Source organism: Deinococcus radiophilus (assembly GCF_020889625.1).
GTDB classification, from domain to species: Bacteria; Deinococcota; Deinococci; order Deinococcales; family Deinococcaceae; genus Deinococcus; species Deinococcus radiophilus.
The window spans coordinates 224,296-240,754 of sequence record NZ_CP086380.1 but is presented as its reverse complement, the minus strand read 5'-3'; the positions used below and the strand labels follow the sequence as shown (position 1 = coordinate 240,754).

Sequence of the window (16,459 nt, the reverse complement as noted above, 5' to 3'; positions counted from 1 at the left end):
CCTAGCGCCCCAGCACCCGCATCACCGCCACAAAGACGGCCATCACCGCGTCTATCAGCAGATTCGTCTTCCAGAAGCGGCCATTGCGCTCCCGCTGCTGTTCGTAGCGGTCACGCGGAGGCTCCCGGCGGGTACGTTGGCGTCTGGGGCTCATGGAGGCAGTGTAGCCGGACGGGTCAACAAGAAACCTGGCAGGGACCACGCCCAGCCAGGTTGGATGAGAGACGGACCTTAGCCCTGGCGCACGCCGACCAGCTCTACATCAAAAATCAGCGTGGCACCGCCGGGAATCACGCCCGCGATGCCCGCAGGACCGTAGGCCAGATCGCTGGGAATGGTCAGTTTGGCCTTGTCCCCCACGCGCAGCCCCTGGATGCCCTGGTCCCAACCCTGAATGACTTGACCGCCACCCAGCACGAACTGGATCGGCTCACCACGGTCGTGGCTGGAATCGAACTTCTGGCCGTTTTCCAGGGTACCGGTGTAATGAACGCTCACCACGTCACCCTTCTTGGCGGTTTCGCCGCTGCCTTCTTGATACTTGTCTACTTTGAGTTCACTCATGCCTCCCAGCTTAACGGCTGGCTGCAGGCAGACCAAGACAGATCAAGAGGCTCTAAGCCTTGTGCGGCTACATCCTCCTCTGCGTATCCCCAGCCTCTACACTTGGACGCGTTATGCCCGCGACTGTTTCTCCCCCGCGTCTGCACCAGTTCTGGGCTGTTGGCTGGCCCTATCTGCTCACGGCGCTACTGGGGCTGGTTCTGGCCTACGGCGTCTCACTGGCACGGGTGAGCGGTGATTCCATGCGGCCCACCCTCCAAAGCGGCAACCTGCTGCTGCTGCAGAAATATCCGCGCTGGCTGGACCCGGATTTTCCACAGCGCGGTGACCTCGTGGTGTTCAGAGGCCCGCCAGGTAGCCCTTATTCCTATGCGGACCACCAGTGGTTGGGACTGGAGTGGCGAACCCGCCCAGCCCATATCAAGCGGGTGCTGGCCACGGCTGGAGACCGCGTGGAGGCGCGGAAAGGTGGGGTCGTGGTCAATGGTCAGGCCCTGGCCGAAAGCTACACGCTGCCCGGCTATGTGGACGATTTTGGGCCGCTGACTCTGGACGCAGGTGAAGTGTGGGTCATGGGCGACAACCGCCTGGTGGGCAGCAGCCTGGACTCGCGGACTTACGGTCCTATACGGGTACAGGACGTGGTGGGCCAGGCCAAGATGCGGCTGTGGCCGACACCGCGTGCATTGGCGCTGACCGCAACGAAATGAAGGTCCAGCAGCGGAAAAGGTGGCCTAGAGGGCACCCCACCAGCTGGCCGTCAGGCCCGCGTCAGCCTGAACCAATCGAACGCTCATACGGGATTGGTACGGTGCTGGGTATGAACGTATCCAAGACTCTGCTGGCCTCGGTGGCCACCGTGATGATTGCCGCTCCTGGCCTGGCCCAGACCCAGGGTTACGAGTTGAACGACCCCAACTCTCCCTTTTCCTTTACCGTGCCTGCAGCCAGTGGTCAGACCTGGCAGGTGCTGACTCCCAAAGGGCAGGCCAGCTCCGGCGTGTACCTGGGCAAAGCTCCCGGTGCCCTGATCGAACTGACCGTCAACAAGACCAACGCTTCGATTGATACGCTGCCCGAACTGGTCAGCTCCTATGAGAAGGTCAAGTTCCAGGGGCTGACCGTGCGCCGCCTGGGAGCCAAAGACGCCACCTACGGTGGTGTGGCTGGCAAAGAGATCGAGTACGCCATCAGCGGCAAAAACGCTCAGGGCCAGACCATGGAAAAGCGCGTGCGCTTCTGGGGCGCCGTCAAGGGCAACAACGCTTTTGCCTTTAACCTGATTGACAACCCCAACACCTACGCCGTGAACCGCGACAGCACCTTTACCCCCATTCTGAAATCGCTGAAGTTCAAGTAACACGCCAAGTAAGGCGTCTAATCCGCAACCCCATCAGGCCCCCACTTCCGGGGGCTTTTTTTGTTTTGGGCTGAGGAGGCTTTGCCGCACAAGTGGGAACTGGGCTAGGGGATGTCTGCTGGCGCCTGCGGACAGGTGCCCGCACGGTGAAACAACCCCGGCGTCAGCGGACGCTCACGGTAGTGCCGCTCCCAGACGGGGGTGGTGGCCGGGGACAGCGGCGGAATCAACCAGTCCCACTGGCCGTTCACCTGCCGCCCCGCCGCTCGCTCGCGCTCCTCAAAGGCCACGAACTGCTGGGTCAGGCTATGGTGGTCGTCCATCCGCACGCCCGCCCGGTCAAAGGAATGCAGCACGGCGCGGTTCATCTCAACCAGCGCCCGGTCGCGCCACAGCGTCCGCTCACGCGAGGTGTCAAGACCCAGTTGCACAGCCAGCCCGGGCAAGGCGTCGTAGCGGCTGCGGTCGGCCAGGTTGCGGGCCGCGATTTCGGTCTGAAGATACCAGCCGTTGAAAGGCGCGCAGGGATAGGTCAGGCCCCCAAAACGCAGCTCCATGTCACTGACCACCGGCAGGGCGTGCCACTTGAGGCCCAGCGGTCCTACGTCGGGGTGGATGATCTCGACCTCATGCACGTCGGCGGCGTCCCAGCTGAACAGCCGCGTCTGTGCGCCCACCCGGAGTGCCAGTGGCAACAGGTCAAACGCCGAACGCTGCGCCGGGGGCTGCCAGCCCAGCTCCGTCAGCCGCGCAGTCAGTTTGCGGTTCTGCGGGTCGCCCAGGCCGTCGGCGTACCCGGCGTAGCGCAGCAGCTGCGGGTTCAGAATCTGCACCTCTGGGCCGAAGACGCTCATCATGCTGCGGATGCGGCCCCCGTTCCAGGCCCACCGCAGATGCTCCTGGAGCGCCTGGAACACGGCGACCGGGTCATGCAGATGCCGCAGGTCGCGCACCTCCAGGGACGGCCAGTAGGCACGGCCCACACAGCGCGGGGCATTGCGCCAAGCCACCCGCGCTGCAAAGGTCAGCTCGGCGGAGGTGGGGACATAGGGGCCGCCGCCGGGGCGCCGCGCCGCCTTCCCCGTCTCCTGGGCATACAGTGTCAGGAAACGGTTCCATTCGGTGTCAGCGAAGCAGGAGTCAGCCATGCGCCTGAGCATAGACGCTCAGGCCAGGGCAAAAGGCTCGGGGGTGGGCCGGGGCAGACCCCGCTGCCGCCCCTGCACCTTTCTCTGACCTTTAGCGCAAACGCTGGGCTTCGATAAACTCCAGCACGTCGGCGCGGGTCTTTCCTAGCCAGGTGAGGGGACGGGCCAGCGCTCCGGCAATGGTGACGTGATCCACGCGGGCCACCTCGCGGCGCTCTACCTGAGCACCAGCGGCCCTCAGGGCGCGCTCCATGTTGATGGCGTTCTGTGGGTGAACCGTCTGATCGTTCTCAGCCGTCAGCAGCAAATGTGGCGGCGCGTCCGGGCGCACATGACGGTCAGGCATGATCTCATCCGGCAGGCCGCCTTCGGGAAAAGCGTTGCGGCTGGGAAAATCGCGGAAGTCATAGGAGTACGGTCCCGCCAGTCCGATCACACCGCGCACTGCCGAAATCGGCACGCCCGCTTCGCGCAGCCAGCGCTCGTTCACGGCGGTTTCTACGGCGTTGAAGGCCCCCGCCGAGTGGCCCATCAGGAACAGGTTATCGGGGCTGCCGCCATACCGGGCGGCCTGTGAGCGCAAGAAAGCCAGAGCCTGGGCGCTGTCCTGAATGTAGCTGGGGTAGCGGAACTGCGGGGCCAGACGGTAGTTCATCACGCCCACCACATAGCCGGCGCGGGCCAGGCTCTCACCCACGAAGCGGTAGTCCTCCTTGTTGCCATTGGCCCAGCTGCCGCCGTGGATAAACAGTACGGTGGGCGCGCCCCGCACATTCTGAGGGGCGTAAATGTCCAGCTTCTGACGCTCGGTGCTGCCGTAGACCAGGTCGGTTTGCACCGTGAGTCCCGCCGTGGAAACCGTACGGTTGAGGGTCTGAACAGGATTCAGCGCAGCGCAGCTGCCCAGAGTCAGGGCCAGCGTGCCAGCGGCAAGCACAGTGAGCCAGCGGCGCTGGCGGACAGACTGAGGGGTAACGGCCATAGCGCGCAGTCTTGCGTATACGCCGCACCCCGACTGTGCCGATCATCCTGAGCGCCGCAGCATGAAGTCTCTCGGAAGGTCGCTCACCTTGCCGTCTGTCCCGGCCCGCCAGACTGGAGCATGAACGGTTTCCCCCTGCTCGCGGGAGGACTGCTGATCACCGCAGCGCTGGCCCTGGGCCTACAGACGCTGCAAGCGGCTCCCGAATCCGCCGCCACGCCGCCCCCCGCCGAAGTCGCACCCGCCCCTGCACTCCCAGCGACGGAGCCACTGCCTGCCACCTCACAGGAACAGGCCGCACCCACGCCAGATGCAACCGAGGCCGCTGAAGAAGCCCGCTCGGAAGTTATCCCCACGCCTGAAGTGACCGCGGCGGAGGTGTCTGCACCGCCCACACCAACCCTGCCCGCCAGCGCCAGTCTCCCTGGCCTGCGTCACGAGTACCAGCGCCTCAACAACTGCGGCCCGGCCACCCTCGGGACAGCCATGAGCGTGTGGGGAACGCCAGACACCCAGTACGACATCGCGCCAGCAGTCCGCCCCGCTGCGGGCGACGTGAACGTGACGCCCGCAGAGCTGGCTGCCTACGCCCGCGCTCAGGGGTTGGACACACACCTTGCCCCCGGAGGCAGCATCGACCTGATCCGTGGCCTGCTCAGCGAAGGGATTCCCGTGATCGTCCACACCTGGTTCGTGACGGATGACGGCGGCATGGGCCACTTCCGGGTCCCTACCGGCTACGACGACGCGGCGCAGAAATTCTTGGCACTGGACTCGTACCTGGGGCCGCTGGGCATGGACTACGCGGCCTTCGATGAACTGTGGCGGACTTTCGGGCGCACCTATCTGGCGGTGTATCCCCCGGAGCAGGGCGCGGCGGTCACGGCCCTGCTGGGCGATCAGGCCGACCCGCAAGTGGCCAAGCAGAGTCACCTGGAAGCGGCACTGGCCGAAGCGCAGGCGCGCGACGACGCCGTGGGCTGGCTGACGGCAGGACAGGCGGCGCTGAATATCGGGGACGCACGGATGGCCAGCCTCTACTTTGACCGGGCCTTTGCCGCGGCCCCCAACCCGGCGCTGGACCCCACCCGCCCCAGCTGGGTGCAGGGCGGCCTGCCCTGGCGCACGCTGTGGTACACCTTCGGGCCGCTGGAGGCCTATACCCGCACGGCCCGCTACGCCGACGTGCTGCGGCTGAGCGGCAACATTCTGCGCGACGTTCCCAGCCACGAAGAGGCCCACTATTGGCGGGGCCGCGCCCTGGCGGGCCTGGGCCGCACCGCCGAAGCCCGCGCCGCCTACACCGAAGCCCTGCGCCTGCGGCCCCAGTTTGCGGCGGCGCAGCAGGCCCTGGCTAGGCTATAGATCGGCGTCCCAACAGCGGATGGGCCTACGGCGCAGCCGCCCACTCGGTTGATGTTTGCCGCTAAAGGTTATCCGGAAAACGGAGTGGAGCGTCCAACGTTAGCAGTGCCCACTCGCTCTCCTGCGGAGCTGTGCCAGTCTGCTTGCGTAAAACCGTGAGGCTGTGCCCACCCCTACGATTTTCCGGCGCAGCCTCTAGTCCTCGGTACTCAGCACCGCCAGGAACGCTTCTTGCGGCACCTCCACCGTGCCGAACTGCTTCATGCGGGCGCGGCCTTTTTTCTGCTTTTCCAGCAGCTTCTTCTTGCGGGTGATGTCGCCGCCGTAGCACTTGGCGAGCACGTCCTTGCGGTACGCCTTGACGGTGGCGCGGGCGATGATCTTGCCGCCGATGGTGGCCTGCACCGGCACCGGGAACATCTGCCGGGGAATCACCTCGGCCATCTTGTCCACGATCTTGCGGCCCAGGCTGTAGCTCTTGGATTCGTGGACAATGACGGCCAGCGCGTCAATCACGTCGCCGTTCACCATAATGTCCACCTTGCGCAGGTCGCCCTCGCGGTAGCCGATCTGCTCGTAGTCCATGCTGGCGTAGCCGCGCGAGATAGACTTGAGGCGGTCGTGGAAGTCGTAGAGAATCTCCGCGAACGGCACCTCGTAGACCAGCTCCACCCGTTTGCCGATGTAATTCATGGTCTGCATGCTGCCCCGACGCTCTTGCAGTAGGCCCATGATGGGCCCAACATAGTCCTCGGGCACCATCACGCTCAGCTTGATGTAGGGTTCTTCGACCAGCTCGATGCGGTCACGGGTGGGAAACTCGGCGGGGTTCTGGGTTTCGAACACTTCGCCGTTGGTCAGGGTGACCCGGTACACCACGGCGGGCGCGGTGGCAATCAGGTCCAGGTCGTACTCGCGCTCCAAGCGCTCCTGAATGATTTCGGCGTGCAGTAGGCCCAGGAAGCCGCAGCGAAAGCCGAAGCCCAGCGCCTCGGAGGTTTCCGGCTCGAAGTTGAAGGCGGCGTCGTTCAGCTTCAGCTTTTCCAGCGCCTCGCGCAGCTTGCGGTAGTCCTCGGTGTCGGTGGGATACAGCCCGCTGAACACCACCGGCTGCGCGGGCTTGAAGCCGGGGAAGGGTTCCTCGGTGCGCCGCTCCTTGCCGGTCAGGGTATCCCCCACCTGCGCGTCCTGAATGTCCTTGATGCCGGCGGCCACCCAGCCCACCGCGCCCGCCGGGAGCGTGTCGCCCACGACCAGGCCGGGGCTGAAGGTTCCGACCTTATCCACGTCAAAGTTTTTACCCGCATTCATCAGGTGAATCTGGTCCTTGGGGCTCAGCGTGCCTTCCAGCACCCGCACGAACAGGATCACGCCCTGGTAAGCGTCGTAAAAAGAATCGAAGATCAGCGCCTTGAGCGGGGCCGCCGGGTCGCCGCTCGGCGCGGGAATCTTCTCCACGATGGCTTCGAGGATGTCCGGCACGCCCACGCCGGTCTTGCCGCTGGCGAAGACGGCGTCCTCGGCGGGAATGCCGATGACCTCTTCGAGTTCCTGCGCGGCGCCCTCAGGGTCGGCGGCGGGCAGGTCGATCTTGTTCACCACCGGCACGATTTCCAGGTCGTTGTCGATGGCGAGGTAGGCGTTCACGATGGTCTGCGCCTCCACCCCCTGCGAGGCGTCCACCAGCAGCAGCACGCCCTCGCAGGCCGCCAGGGAACGCGAGACCTCGTAGTTGAAGTCCACGTGACCCGGCGTGTCAATCAGGTTGAAGATGTACTCCTCACCGCCCTCACGGACATACTTCAGGCGAATCGGCGTGGACTTGATGGTGATGCCGCGCTCACGCTCCAGCTCCAGCGTGTCGAGGGTCTGGTCGCGCTTGTCACGCTCGCCCATCGCGCCCAGGTGCTCAAGAATACGGTCGGCCAGCGTAGATTTGCCGTGATCCACGTGAGCGATGATAGAAAAGTTGCGGATGGATGGACTGCCAGTCATTGCCTAGCAGTCTAGAGCAGGAGGGTACTCGCTGACCGTCACGCCCGTTAGTGATGAGCTTGTGAGTACAGCTACGCCAAATGGCACAGGAGGATTTACAGTCTGCGGCCCTACACTGCCCCCATGCCCGCCCACCTCCTGCCCCGCATCGCCCAGGCTGAGGCTGCTGCACATGCTGCACAGTCCCCCGGTGGTTGGGAGCGGTTCGGGCCCCTGGTCGCCGTCTGGACTGAGGATGCTGCGCCGCTGGACACCGCCTGGCACGACGGTACCTGTGTCCCAACTGAAACTGAGTGGGACGCTTTCGAGGCATTTTGCGCCCGTCATGGCCAGACCCCGACTGTGCACGCTCTATCGCACGCCGCGCCGGAGCTGCTGTCCGCGCTGAATGCACGCGGATTTCAGTTGACTTATGTGCTGCACGTGTACGCCCATGATCTGAAAGACCTGCCTCTGACACCGCCCAACATGCACCAGACAGACAACGCCCTGGACTGGGCAGGGCTGGCCGCCCAGGGATTCGGCCCCAGTACCGCCGAGATCATGCGGGCCGTGGCCCTGGCTCCCGGCAAGCGGCTGTGGTGGGCCAAGGTAGACGGTCAGCCCGTCGCCACCGGAGCTTATAGCGTCGTAAGCGGCGTGGCAGCCCTGCACGGCACCGCCACTCGGCCAGAGTTCCGTGGACGCGGCCTACAAACGGCGCTGCTGGCGGCTCGCCTGAATGCCGCGCAACAGGAAAGGGCCGACCTTGCCACCGTGATGGTCACACCCGGAACAGGCAGTGAGCGCAATGTGATGCGGGCCGGATTCCGCCTGGCTGGAATGCGCCTGACCTGGACTGCCGCCCACTAATTACAGTTCCAAGATGCCGAGTTGGGGCCGCTTCTTGTGCTGATGCTGGTGCATCCGGGTGCTGAGGGCCGTCACTTCGCGCACTGCCTGCACCGCATATGGCCCCTTATTCAGCATGATGCACTCGGCCCGCATCCCCCCGGCGGCGTCGGTAAATTCGCCGCGTGTAGGCACGCCTTTTTCGACCAGGGCTTCCAGCACCTGGGTGGCCCAGATGACCGGCAGGTGGGCTGCCTCGCTGAGCCACAGCAGTTCTTCTTGCAGCTCGGCCATGCGGGAGAAGCCCAGCTCCACCGCCAGATCCCCGCGCGCAATCATCACTCCACAGGGACGCGACCCAGCGGCGCAGACCATCAGCTCGGGAAAGTTCCGCACCGCCAGCCGGGTTTCGATCTTCAGTACGATCCCCAGACTGGCGGGCGCACCTTCCGCGTCCAGAGCTGCTAGCAGGGCCAGCACGTCCTGTGGGGTCTGCACGAAGGAGTACCCGATCATATCGGCGTGCTGGGCAGCAAAGTGCAGGTCACGGCGGTCCTGGTCGGTCAGTGCAGGAAGTTCCAGAGCCGTCTCGGGGAAATTGATCCCCTTTTCGGCTTTGAGGCGCTCGCCCTTGGCGCGGGCTTGGGTGACACGCAGGGTGAGGCGGCCCGGCTGCGTCGCCACCACCACCGTGCCCAGCTTGCCGTCATCAAACCAGACCTCTTGGCCTTCTTGTACCTGTGCTAACGCAGCTGGCAGTGTGCAGCCTACCCAGGGACGCTCACCGGACGCCGATGCCACGTCCCCGCCGAGTTCCAGTTCATCACCCACCTTTAGGCGCGCCGCTTCACCCGGCCACTGCGGCTCAGTGGTGCGAACCTTGGGGCCACCCAGATCCATCAAGGCCCGGCAGGGCCGCCCGGTCTGCTCACGGGCCATTTGCAAGTGGTGCAGCATCGCTTCCCACTCGGTGGGACCGTCGTGTGCCAGGTTGATCCGTGCCACAGTCATGCCTGCCGTCAGCAAGTCGTGGACCAGCGCGGGCTCTGTGGCTGCTTCCGACGGGAAAGTCACCATGACCCCACCCTGGGCCTGACCCAGCAGCTCGGCGCTGTGCTGCGTTAGACGGCTGGACAGCTCGGCGAACTGGCTGTACACAGACTGAACAGGGCGCTCACCATCCAGGGCCGCCAGCGCTGCCACTGCCGCCTGTAAATTGGGCTGAACATGTGGCTCACAGCGGCCCAGCGAACTGACCCCCCACCTCACCAATTCGGCTTGCAGTTCGCGCAGGTCATGGCGGCGCAGGGCCAGATAAGCGGCCAGGTTATGGGCACTGGGCCAATAGCTGGCACGCTGGAGCCAGGGCTGCCACCTCTGCAACACATCGGCAGTATCGGCCTCTACGGTCGTCATGACTTCAGACAGCTGACACCGCAGCAGGGCCAGCGCATGAGACGGTACATCCGTGACGGCAGGGGGGGCAGGGTTCATAGCGGTACTGTGCCTACCCCGTGTCAAGGTGGTGTTCTGGAGTTCAGACTCAGTGCCGTCAGTGGGCAGCCATACACTCGATTTCTACTGCTGCGTCCAGTGCCAAGCCACTGACTCCCAGCGCCGAGCGAGCCGGATAAGGCTGTGGCATCATTTCGCGGTACACCTCGTTCATCGCCGCAAAGTCATTCATATCGGCCAGCATCACAGTGCACTTCACCAGATCGTTCAGGGTAAATCCCCGCTTGGCGAGCGACGCCTGCATGTTCAGAATGGCCTGACGGGTCTGGGCCTGCACCCCTTCCGGCAGTTTGCCCTGAGCATCTAGCCCCAACTTGCCGGACAGATAGAGGGTATTTCCCACCTGCACCGAGTCAGACAAAGGTGCGTCTCCGCTGGCGGGGGTGTGGACAATTTGTGGTGCAGGCAAGGGCGCAGCACTTCCGCCTGCCAGGGCACCCGGGAGCAACCAAAAGGGAGTCAGTGGAATGAATTTTTTCATATCCCCACCGTAACAAGGGCAGAACCACTGCCACCGCTTCAGTTGAAGTTCGCTCAGTGGGGAACTCATTTCGCCGCCCAGGACCCTCAGCTGAGTCACATCTTTTCAGTGAAAACCCCGACTCCTGGGTGGCCCTCCTCCCTGGCATCTGAGGAGTCGCTTTAGGCCTTCATCAGTCCGTCATCATTTATAGGACCTACAGTTCTGCACAATGACGCAGTCAGGGACACCCCCCAACCTGACAGGAGGTCACGCCCCATGAACCGACTCTTCACCCGGCAGCTGTGGCAACAAGCCCTCACGGTCCAGCGCAGCCACCTTACCCCCTGGCCGGCCCTGCGCGAAGCCGTGGGCATTGCCCTGGTATATCTGGTGGTTTGGAACACCCTGGGCCCCCTGGGCAAACCGCTGGCTCTGGCCGCCGCAGCGGGTGCGCTAATGGCCGGGATCGCTTCAGTGGGGGGACCGTCGCGCACCCGTGGCCGCGCCCTGCTGATGATGACTGGCATGCTGGGCCTGTCGGTGGCGCTGGGGCTGCTGGTGGGTGAACAAGCGCTGCTGGCGGCGGCCGTGGTGGGCGTCTTCGCCTTCGGCTTTGCCATGATTGCGGCGGCCAACCCGCTGTACGTGTCGCTGGCAACGATCAGCGTGTCGTACATGGTGTCCTACGCGTCACAGAGCCTGCCTGCCGAGCTGTGGTGGTCGCATGGCCTGGCCATTGTGGTTGGGGGGCTGCTGCAAATGTTTTATCTGAACTGGATGTGGTCGCTGCCACCCATGCAACCTGAACGTGAGCAGATTGCAGGCGTCTACCGCGATGTGGCGGCCAGCGTACGCCAGCTGCCGGGTCAGCCCCGCCCAGGGCTGATGCTGCACCACAGCGACGCGTTGGCCCAGGCACAGGTGATCACCGTCGAACGGTATCACTCGCACTGGCAGACACAGCAGCGTGAACTGACCTGGCTGCTGGACGCCCTGTACGACCTGGACGCTGCACTGACCGGCTACGGGGTCTGCGCAGCCCGCTGGCTGGAAGCCCACGGCGGAGTGGATGAGGATGACCCAACGCCGCAGCAGCAGCAACTCACCAAAGTCACTGACCACCTGGCCGAACTCCTAGAGGACTTTGCCGGGAGCATTGAATCCGGAACGGCACGGCTGAGCGCAGACGACTGGCAGGCCTGGCAAGCCGCCCTGGCTGAAAGCCCCAGTGGCCTGGAAGGCGAAGCCAAGAGTGTGCTGCGGGCCGCCGCGCACCTGCACACCGGATTCGATACCGGCCTCAGCGTGCAGCGGCGTGCGCTGGAACGGATCTGGCGGGAACTGACGCGGCCCTGGCATGATCCGCACGGCGTACAGTTCGCAGCGTACTATGGCCTCGCCATCGGAGTGCTGACCTATGTCAGTCACCTGTTGCCGTGGGAGAACAGCTCCTTGCTGGTCATGACCTTTGCGCTGATCTTCACCTCGGACTACCAGCAGTTGCTGACCCGCGGGGTGGCGCGGGTGGCCGGTACCCTGGCCGCCCTGGCACTGATCTTGCTGCTGCAAGAGGTGATCGGTCTGTCTGATAAGACCTCAGCAGCCATTCTGCTGCTGTCCAGCTTCCTGGTGATTGCTACGCTGAATGCCGGATACCTGGCGGTCACACTGGGCTTCACGGTCTACAGCTTTGCGGCGCTGAACAGCTGGGAGGTTGAAGTGGCCATGCCGGAGCGGATGTGGCTGACGGCTCTGGGCGTCCTGGCAGCGGTGATCGCCTATCATCTCTGGCCCAACTGGCAGGTACGCTCGCTGCCCCGGCGCTACCACAAGGCTGCCGAGGCGCTGTGTGACTTTTTGGAATCGCTGGGACAGGTTCTGGATGGGCGGGAAGATGCCAGTGACGATGCTCAGGCCCGTCACGCCGACGCCGACGAGCTGCGCCGTGCCCTGCTCCGGATGGGGGCCAAGTTCCGCCACGCCGCACAGATCGCCCAGGCCAGCCGTACCGAGCCAATCTGGGACACGTTGGAGAATCGCCAGACGGAACAGGATCCATTCGAACAGCTGGAAGAACTTGAAAGCCTGGCCGCCGAAGCCGTAGGCCTGCACAGTGCCCTGCAGTCTAAAAACCCCTCTACAGCTTCTGCCCGTCGGGAGCTGAACGACCTGAAACAGCGATTGACCGAGCTGCAGCGCAGACGTCCTGCGCTCCGCCCCCTGCTTCAGCGGAGTTGACCGCGCCGCAAGTGGGCGTTAGACTCCCTAGTGCCCAGCCAGCGTGGCGGAATTGGTAGACGCACTTGACTCAAAATCAAGCGGGAAACCGTGGGGGTTCGAGTCCCCCCGCTGGCACCATCACTGGCAACTTTGCCTTGGCCCCTCACCGGGGTCTTTTTTTTGTTCCGGCAGGGCTCTGACGCCTGGCTCACCAGTACTGCGGCAAGACCTCACACGCAATGTCACCTGACCTTTGGGCCTCACTGCCCCGGCGTGGCATGCTAGAGAAAGATGCAGTTTGTCAGGTACTCCCGCAGCCCGGCCTTATGCCCCGTGACCAGTGACCAGACGTACCCCAGTGGGACGCCGGTGGTGGTCCTGAGTCAGCGTGGCCCTGAACTGGCCGAAACGCGCGGCGAGATCCCCTCCGACCACCCACAGGCGCAGCAACAACCTGCCGGTCAGCTTCTGCGGGAGGCAACCCCCGAAGATCTGGCGGCGGCAGCCCACCTGGCCCAGCTGGCTGAAGACCTCAAGTGGGCTTTGCGGGCCCACGCCCGCAGCCTGGGTTTGAAAGTCAAGATCGTGCAACTGGAATTCACGTTGGACGAATCACTGGTCACGCTCAGTTATTCCGCCGAAGAACGCTTGGACCTGCGCGGCCTGATCAGCGAAGTGCGCTCATTTACCCCAGCCCGCGTGAACTTTATGGCCGTTGGGGCGCGTGAGCAGGCCGTGGTGCTGGGCGCACTGGGGGCCTGTGGACGCGAGAACTGCTCCAGTCGCTTCTTGCAGGAGTTGCCGCCGATTACCATTCGTATGGCGCGTGACCAGCAGTTGCCGCTGAATCCCGACAAGCTAAGCGGCCCATGCGGGCGGCTGATGTGCTGCTTGCAGTACGAGCACGATATGTACAATGAACTGCTGCGCGACCTGCCCCGCAAAGGCAGCCGTGCTTGCCATACCGGCAGTGGTGCTTGCGGCAAGGTGATCAAACTTCACCCACTGGCGGCCCAGGTGGACCTGGCGACCGAATCGGGCCTGCTGGCTGGGGTTCCGGTGAGTGAACTGGAAATACAACGCGGCAAACCAGGGCGCAGTGATGCGCAGAGCTCTGGCAAGCGGGAGCGTTGACCGTTCAAGAAGCTACCGAGCCTCATCCTTGAACAGGACAACCTCAGTTACTGACTTCCGGTTGGGCACGTAGGCCACTTCCACCGATCTCACCCACACCACCAAAAATAAAACTCCCCGCTTCTCAACGGGGTTTTTTCTGGCGCACCCTGTAGGACTCGAACCTACGACCGACCGCTTAGAAGGCGGTTGCTCTATCCAGCTGAGCTAAGGGTGCAATCTTGGCCTGAATTGAGCGCGGTCATGATAGCGCAGGCTCTGGGCCAGGGCAAAAGGCAACACAAAAAAAGCTCCCTGAAGGGAGCCGTATTGGAGCGGGATCACGGATTCGAACCGAGGCCAGAAGCTTGGAAGGCTGCTGTGCTACCACTACACCAATCCCGCTTAAGTTGTGCAAGGGAGTGTTGGTCGAGGCGACAGGATTCGAACCTGCGACCCCTTGGTCCCAAACCAAGTGCGCTACCGGCCTGCGCTACGCCTCGCCTTCCCTTGCGCGCTCGGTACTATAGCAGACTTTCTCAGTTTGTGAAGGGGGGTCATGGTTCAGATCACCTCAGGCACTATGATTGCTCCGACGTGAGCTCGCCCCTGTCCCCCACTACCCATACCAGCGACCCCCAAAACACCCCCCGGCAATTTCTGGAGCTGGTCAAGTTCGAACATACGGTGTTTGCCCTTCCCTTCGCCTATGCGGGGATGCTGCTGGCCTCCTCCTGGCAGGATGGAACTGGCTGGCCTGGCTGGGAAGTGCTGCTGTGGGTCACGGTGGCCATGGCGGCGGCCCGCACCGCTGCCATGGGTGCCAACCGGGTGATCGACCGTTTTATTGACGCCCGTAACCCACGTACAGCAAGCCGCGAGATTCCAGCCGGCAAGGTGTCGCCGCAGGCCGCCTGGGCCTTAGTGCTGGTCAGCCTGGCTGTGCTCCTCTTGGCCGCCTGGCAGCTTAATCCGCTGGCGGTCGCCCTGATGCCCATCGCCGTCATTTTCCTGATTGGGTACTCCTACACCAAGCGGTTTACCTGGCTGTGTCACGCCTGGCTGGGCATCACCGATGGCGCGGCGGCAGCAGGCGGCTGGATCGCAGTTACCGGAGCCTTCGCACTACCGGCCTGGCTGCTCTGGGCGGTGGTCATCTTCTGGATGATCGGCCTGGACACCATTTATGCCACGATGGACCATGACTTTGACCGCCAAAACGGCATCAAGAGTATTCCGGCCCGTTTCGGGATTCCGCGTGCGCTGCAGATGGCCAAGTGGAGCCATGCACTGACCTTCATTCTGCTGCTGGCAGTGGGCTGGTCGGTGGGAGCCAGTGGTTGGTACTACCTGGCTGCCGCCGTGATGGGGGCCATTCTTTGGTACGAGCACGCCATCATTCGCCCGGATGACCTGACCCGCGCCAACGTGGCTTTTTTCGATGCCAATATGTGGTTGGCCCTCACGATGCTCTTGGGTGTGGTAGCCGACGTGACCTGGCGGACGGTGACGGGATGACCATACAGGCAGAGGGACGGACATGCTAGAAGCTGCGCTGGAAACTTCCCCCGCCGATTTCGCGGAGGCCTATGCCCAGTACGCGGCGCAGGGTTTACTGCTGCCCCAACCGGAAGGCTCGCCGCTGCTGGAGTTTGCCTGTGGCGATCTGGTCATCTATCTGCTGGACCGCTGTGGGCTCTATCTGCCTACAGGTCCTGGGCGGGTCGTCGTGCATGGCTTGATCAATCCACAGCTGACCAGTGTGATGATTCCCGGAGAACCCGAGCAGACCTGGGCTGAAGCTGTGGGAAGATCTGCCCTGCGTGGCATGGGACAAGTGATCGCCCAGAACCGCCGCGTCACGGTGGTCGATGCGGGTCTACCCTTGGTGCTGAGTCGCCCGGCATTACCGCCCTACCCACGGGGGTGCTGGCGTCTCGACGCCCAACCTGGCGATTGGGTGCACTTTGAAACACTTTCTCCCCTGCACGGCTTCGTGCTCTGAAACCACAACATGAGTAGGTCACTTTGAGTAGACCTATTCGTTCATGTATGCCTTGCTCGCTCAGCGCATAAACGGGCTTGAAATCGGGCTGTCTCTCATGGAAGGACAAGCCAAGACCGACCAAGTGAGGTCTAAGATTGAGGAGGACTTTCATTCATTCCTCATGTCTCTTACAATAGGAGAAATGTCCGTGTTGGAACAGTTCCAATGCACGGTTTCCCCAGCTCTCCCCAGCTCCGGAGGCCCTCATGTATCTGACGCTTCCCCCCATCCATATGCCTCAGGAGCAGCGGTATTGCGTCCTGATTCTCGACTTGGTCGGCTCGACGCAGCTGGTGCAGGACCTGCCCCTGGGACTCTGGAGTGAAGTTCTGGGTGAATGGAGCACCGCCACCCTGGACCTGCTCTGGGGCTGGGGAGGCTGGGTGCAGCCACTCCAGGGCGACGCAGCCCTGGCCTGCTGGCCTCAGGATCAGGCCGACGCTGCCGTGAGTGCAGCGCATCAAGCCCACAGCCTGGCGCGAGGCCTACCGTTTGCCGAACAGCTGAACGTAGAACTGAACCTGCGGGCAGGTCTGGCCGCCGGAGCACTTATGGCCCTGCCAGGCGATCAGCCACGGCTCTGCGGGGTTCCCCTGCATCTGGCACAGCGCCTCTGTAGCGCAGCGCAGCCTGGCGAAACCCTGATGTGCTCCCAGGTGGCTGCCGGACTGGAACATGACCCTGGCGGGCAGGACAGCGTGCTTTCACCTCTGTCGCTCCCACCACTCAAGGGTTTTGAGGCCAAGCAGTGCGGCGGCGAACTGGGCTTTTTCAGATTGCGCACTGCCCACACCATGGGTGCAGGCCAGATGAAAGCAGGTTAAGGCCCAACCCCCCCTTCTCATGAGAACCGGAC

16 protein-coding genes and 4 tRNA genes are annotated in these 16,459 nt (G+C 63.6%); 10 read left to right on the top strand and 10 right to left on the bottom strand.

Annotated elements, in window-relative coordinates; genetic code table 11:
* Position 1: 1 nt before the first annotated feature.
* A complete protein-coding gene (locus tag LMT64_RS01345) occupies positions 2-154 on the bottom strand; it encodes a hypothetical protein (RefSeq protein WP_170165992.1) in 153 nt (50 codons plus the stop codon).
* 77 nt (positions 155-231) lie between these two features.
* Positions 232-564, bottom strand: a complete 333-nt coding sequence (locus LMT64_RS01340) for an FKBP-type peptidyl-prolyl cis-trans isomerase (RefSeq protein ID WP_126352246.1) — start codon at positions 562-564, stop codon at positions 232-234.
* Between the two features lie 113 nt (positions 565-677).
* Between LMT64_RS01340 and lepB the strand changes: the two genes are divergently transcribed.
* Together lepB and LMT64_RS01330 are read left to right on the top strand one after the other, a co-directional pair.
* A complete protein-coding gene (gene lepB / locus LMT64_RS01335) occupies positions 678-1,274 on the top strand; it encodes a signal peptidase I (protein ID WP_126352247.1) in 597 nt (198 codons plus the stop codon).
* 110 nt (positions 1,275-1,384) lie between these two features.
* The gene (locus tag LMT64_RS01330) at positions 1,385-1,924 is read left to right on the top strand and encodes a hypothetical protein (RefSeq protein ID WP_126352248.1); all 540 of its coding nucleotides are present in this window, start codon (positions 1,385-1,387) and stop codon (positions 1,922-1,924) included.
* Positions 1,925-2,028: 104 nt separating this feature from the next.
* Here the strand turns inward: LMT64_RS01330 and LMT64_RS01325 are convergent, their stop codons facing one another.
* Positions 2,029-3,072, bottom strand: a complete 1,044-nt coding sequence (locus LMT64_RS01325) for a nitric oxide synthase oxygenase (RefSeq protein ID WP_170165993.1) — start codon at positions 3,070-3,072, stop codon at positions 2,029-2,031.
* A gap of 91 nt (positions 3,073-3,163) precedes the next feature.
* Positions 3,164-4,054, bottom strand: coding sequence for an alpha/beta hydrolase (locus LMT64_RS01320; RefSeq protein ID WP_126352250.1), 891 nt, complete (start codon positions 4,052-4,054; stop codon positions 3,164-3,166).
* Between the two features lie 120 nt (positions 4,055-4,174).
* Between LMT64_RS01320 and LMT64_RS01315 the strand changes: the two genes are divergently transcribed.
* Entirely contained in the window at positions 4,175-5,419 is a 1,245-nt protein-coding gene (locus LMT64_RS01315) for a tetratricopeptide repeat protein (protein WP_229253267.1), read from the top strand.
* Between the two features lie 195 nt (positions 5,420-5,614).
* Here LMT64_RS01315 and lepA read toward each other — a convergent pair whose 3' ends face one another.
* Positions 5,615-7,414 carry a translation elongation factor 4 gene (gene lepA / locus LMT64_RS01310; RefSeq protein WP_126352252.1) on the bottom strand — a complete coding sequence of 600 codons (1,800 nt, stop codon included), beginning with the start codon at positions 7,412-7,414 and terminating at the stop codon, positions 5,615-5,617.
* A gap of 123 nt (positions 7,415-7,537) precedes the next feature.
* Here lepA and LMT64_RS01305 point away from each other — a divergent pair, with 123 nt between their 5' ends.
* Positions 7,538-8,266 carry a GNAT family N-acetyltransferase gene (locus LMT64_RS01305; RefSeq protein WP_126352253.1) on the top strand — a complete coding sequence of 243 codons (729 nt, stop codon included), beginning with the start codon at positions 7,538-7,540 and terminating at the stop codon, positions 8,264-8,266.
* Here LMT64_RS01305 and LMT64_RS01300 read toward each other — a convergent pair whose 3' ends face one another.
* Together LMT64_RS01300 and LMT64_RS01295 are read right to left on the bottom strand one after the other, a co-directional pair.
* A complete protein-coding gene (locus tag LMT64_RS01300) occupies positions 8,267-9,739 on the bottom strand; it encodes a pyruvate kinase (protein ID WP_126352254.1) in 1,473 nt (490 codons plus the stop codon).
* A 58-nt stretch (positions 9,740-9,797) separates the two neighbouring features.
* Complete coding sequence (locus LMT64_RS01295; protein ID WP_126352255.1) at positions 9,798-10,241, bottom strand: RidA family protein; 444 nt, start codon at positions 10,239-10,241, stop codon at positions 9,798-9,800.
* A 258-nt stretch (positions 10,242-10,499) separates the two neighbouring features.
* On the opposite strand from LMT64_RS01295, the gene LMT64_RS01290 reads away from it, so the two are divergent.
* The 3 genes from LMT64_RS01290 to LMT64_RS01280 all read left to right on the top strand — a co-directional run bounded on the left by LMT64_RS01290 (position 10,500) and on the right by LMT64_RS01280 (position 13,577).
* The gene (locus LMT64_RS01290) at positions 10,500-12,461 is read left to right on the top strand and encodes an FUSC family protein (protein WP_229253266.1); all 1,962 of its coding nucleotides are present in this window, start codon (positions 10,500-10,502) and stop codon (positions 12,459-12,461) included.
* A gap of 37 nt (positions 12,462-12,498) precedes the next feature.
* A tRNA-Leu gene (locus tag LMT64_RS01285) sits at positions 12,499-12,581 on the top strand.
* Between the two features lie 153 nt (positions 12,582-12,734).
* Positions 12,735-13,577: a PSP1 domain-containing protein gene (locus LMT64_RS01280; RefSeq protein ID WP_126352257.1), complete on the top strand. Its 843-nt coding sequence runs from the start codon at positions 12,735-12,737 to the stop codon at positions 13,575-13,577.
* A gap of 140 nt (positions 13,578-13,717) precedes the next feature.
* Here the strand turns inward: LMT64_RS01280 and LMT64_RS01275 are convergent.
* The 3 genes from LMT64_RS01275 to LMT64_RS01265 form a co-directional block, all read right to left on the bottom strand.
* Positions 13,718-13,794, bottom strand: a tRNA-Arg gene (locus LMT64_RS01275).
* A gap of 93 nt (positions 13,795-13,887) precedes the next feature.
* Positions 13,888-13,961, bottom strand: a tRNA-Gly gene (locus tag LMT64_RS01270).
* Between the two features lie 21 nt (positions 13,962-13,982).
* A tRNA-Pro gene (locus LMT64_RS01265) sits at positions 13,983-14,059 on the bottom strand.
* A gap of 94 nt (positions 14,060-14,153) precedes the next feature.
* Here LMT64_RS01265 and mqnP point away from each other — a divergent pair.
* The 3 genes from mqnP (at position 14,154) to LMT64_RS01250 (ending at position 16,427) form a co-directional block, all read left to right on the top strand.
* The gene (mqnP, locus tag LMT64_RS01260) at positions 14,154-15,074 is read left to right on the top strand and encodes a menaquinone biosynthesis prenyltransferase MqnP (protein WP_170165994.1); all 921 of its coding nucleotides are present in this window, start codon (positions 14,154-14,156) and stop codon (positions 15,072-15,074) included.
* Between the two features lie 22 nt (positions 15,075-15,096).
* Positions 15,097-15,561 carry a hypothetical protein gene (locus LMT64_RS01255; protein WP_229253265.1) on the top strand — a complete coding sequence of 155 codons (465 nt, stop codon included), beginning with the start codon at positions 15,097-15,099 and terminating at the stop codon, positions 15,559-15,561.
* Between the two features lie 248 nt (positions 15,562-15,809).
* Positions 15,810-16,427: a nucleotidyl cyclase domain-containing protein gene (locus LMT64_RS01250; RefSeq protein ID WP_126352260.1), complete on the top strand. Its 618-nt coding sequence runs from the start codon at positions 15,810-15,812 to the stop codon at positions 16,425-16,427.
* Positions 16,428-16,459 lie beyond the last annotated feature (32 nt).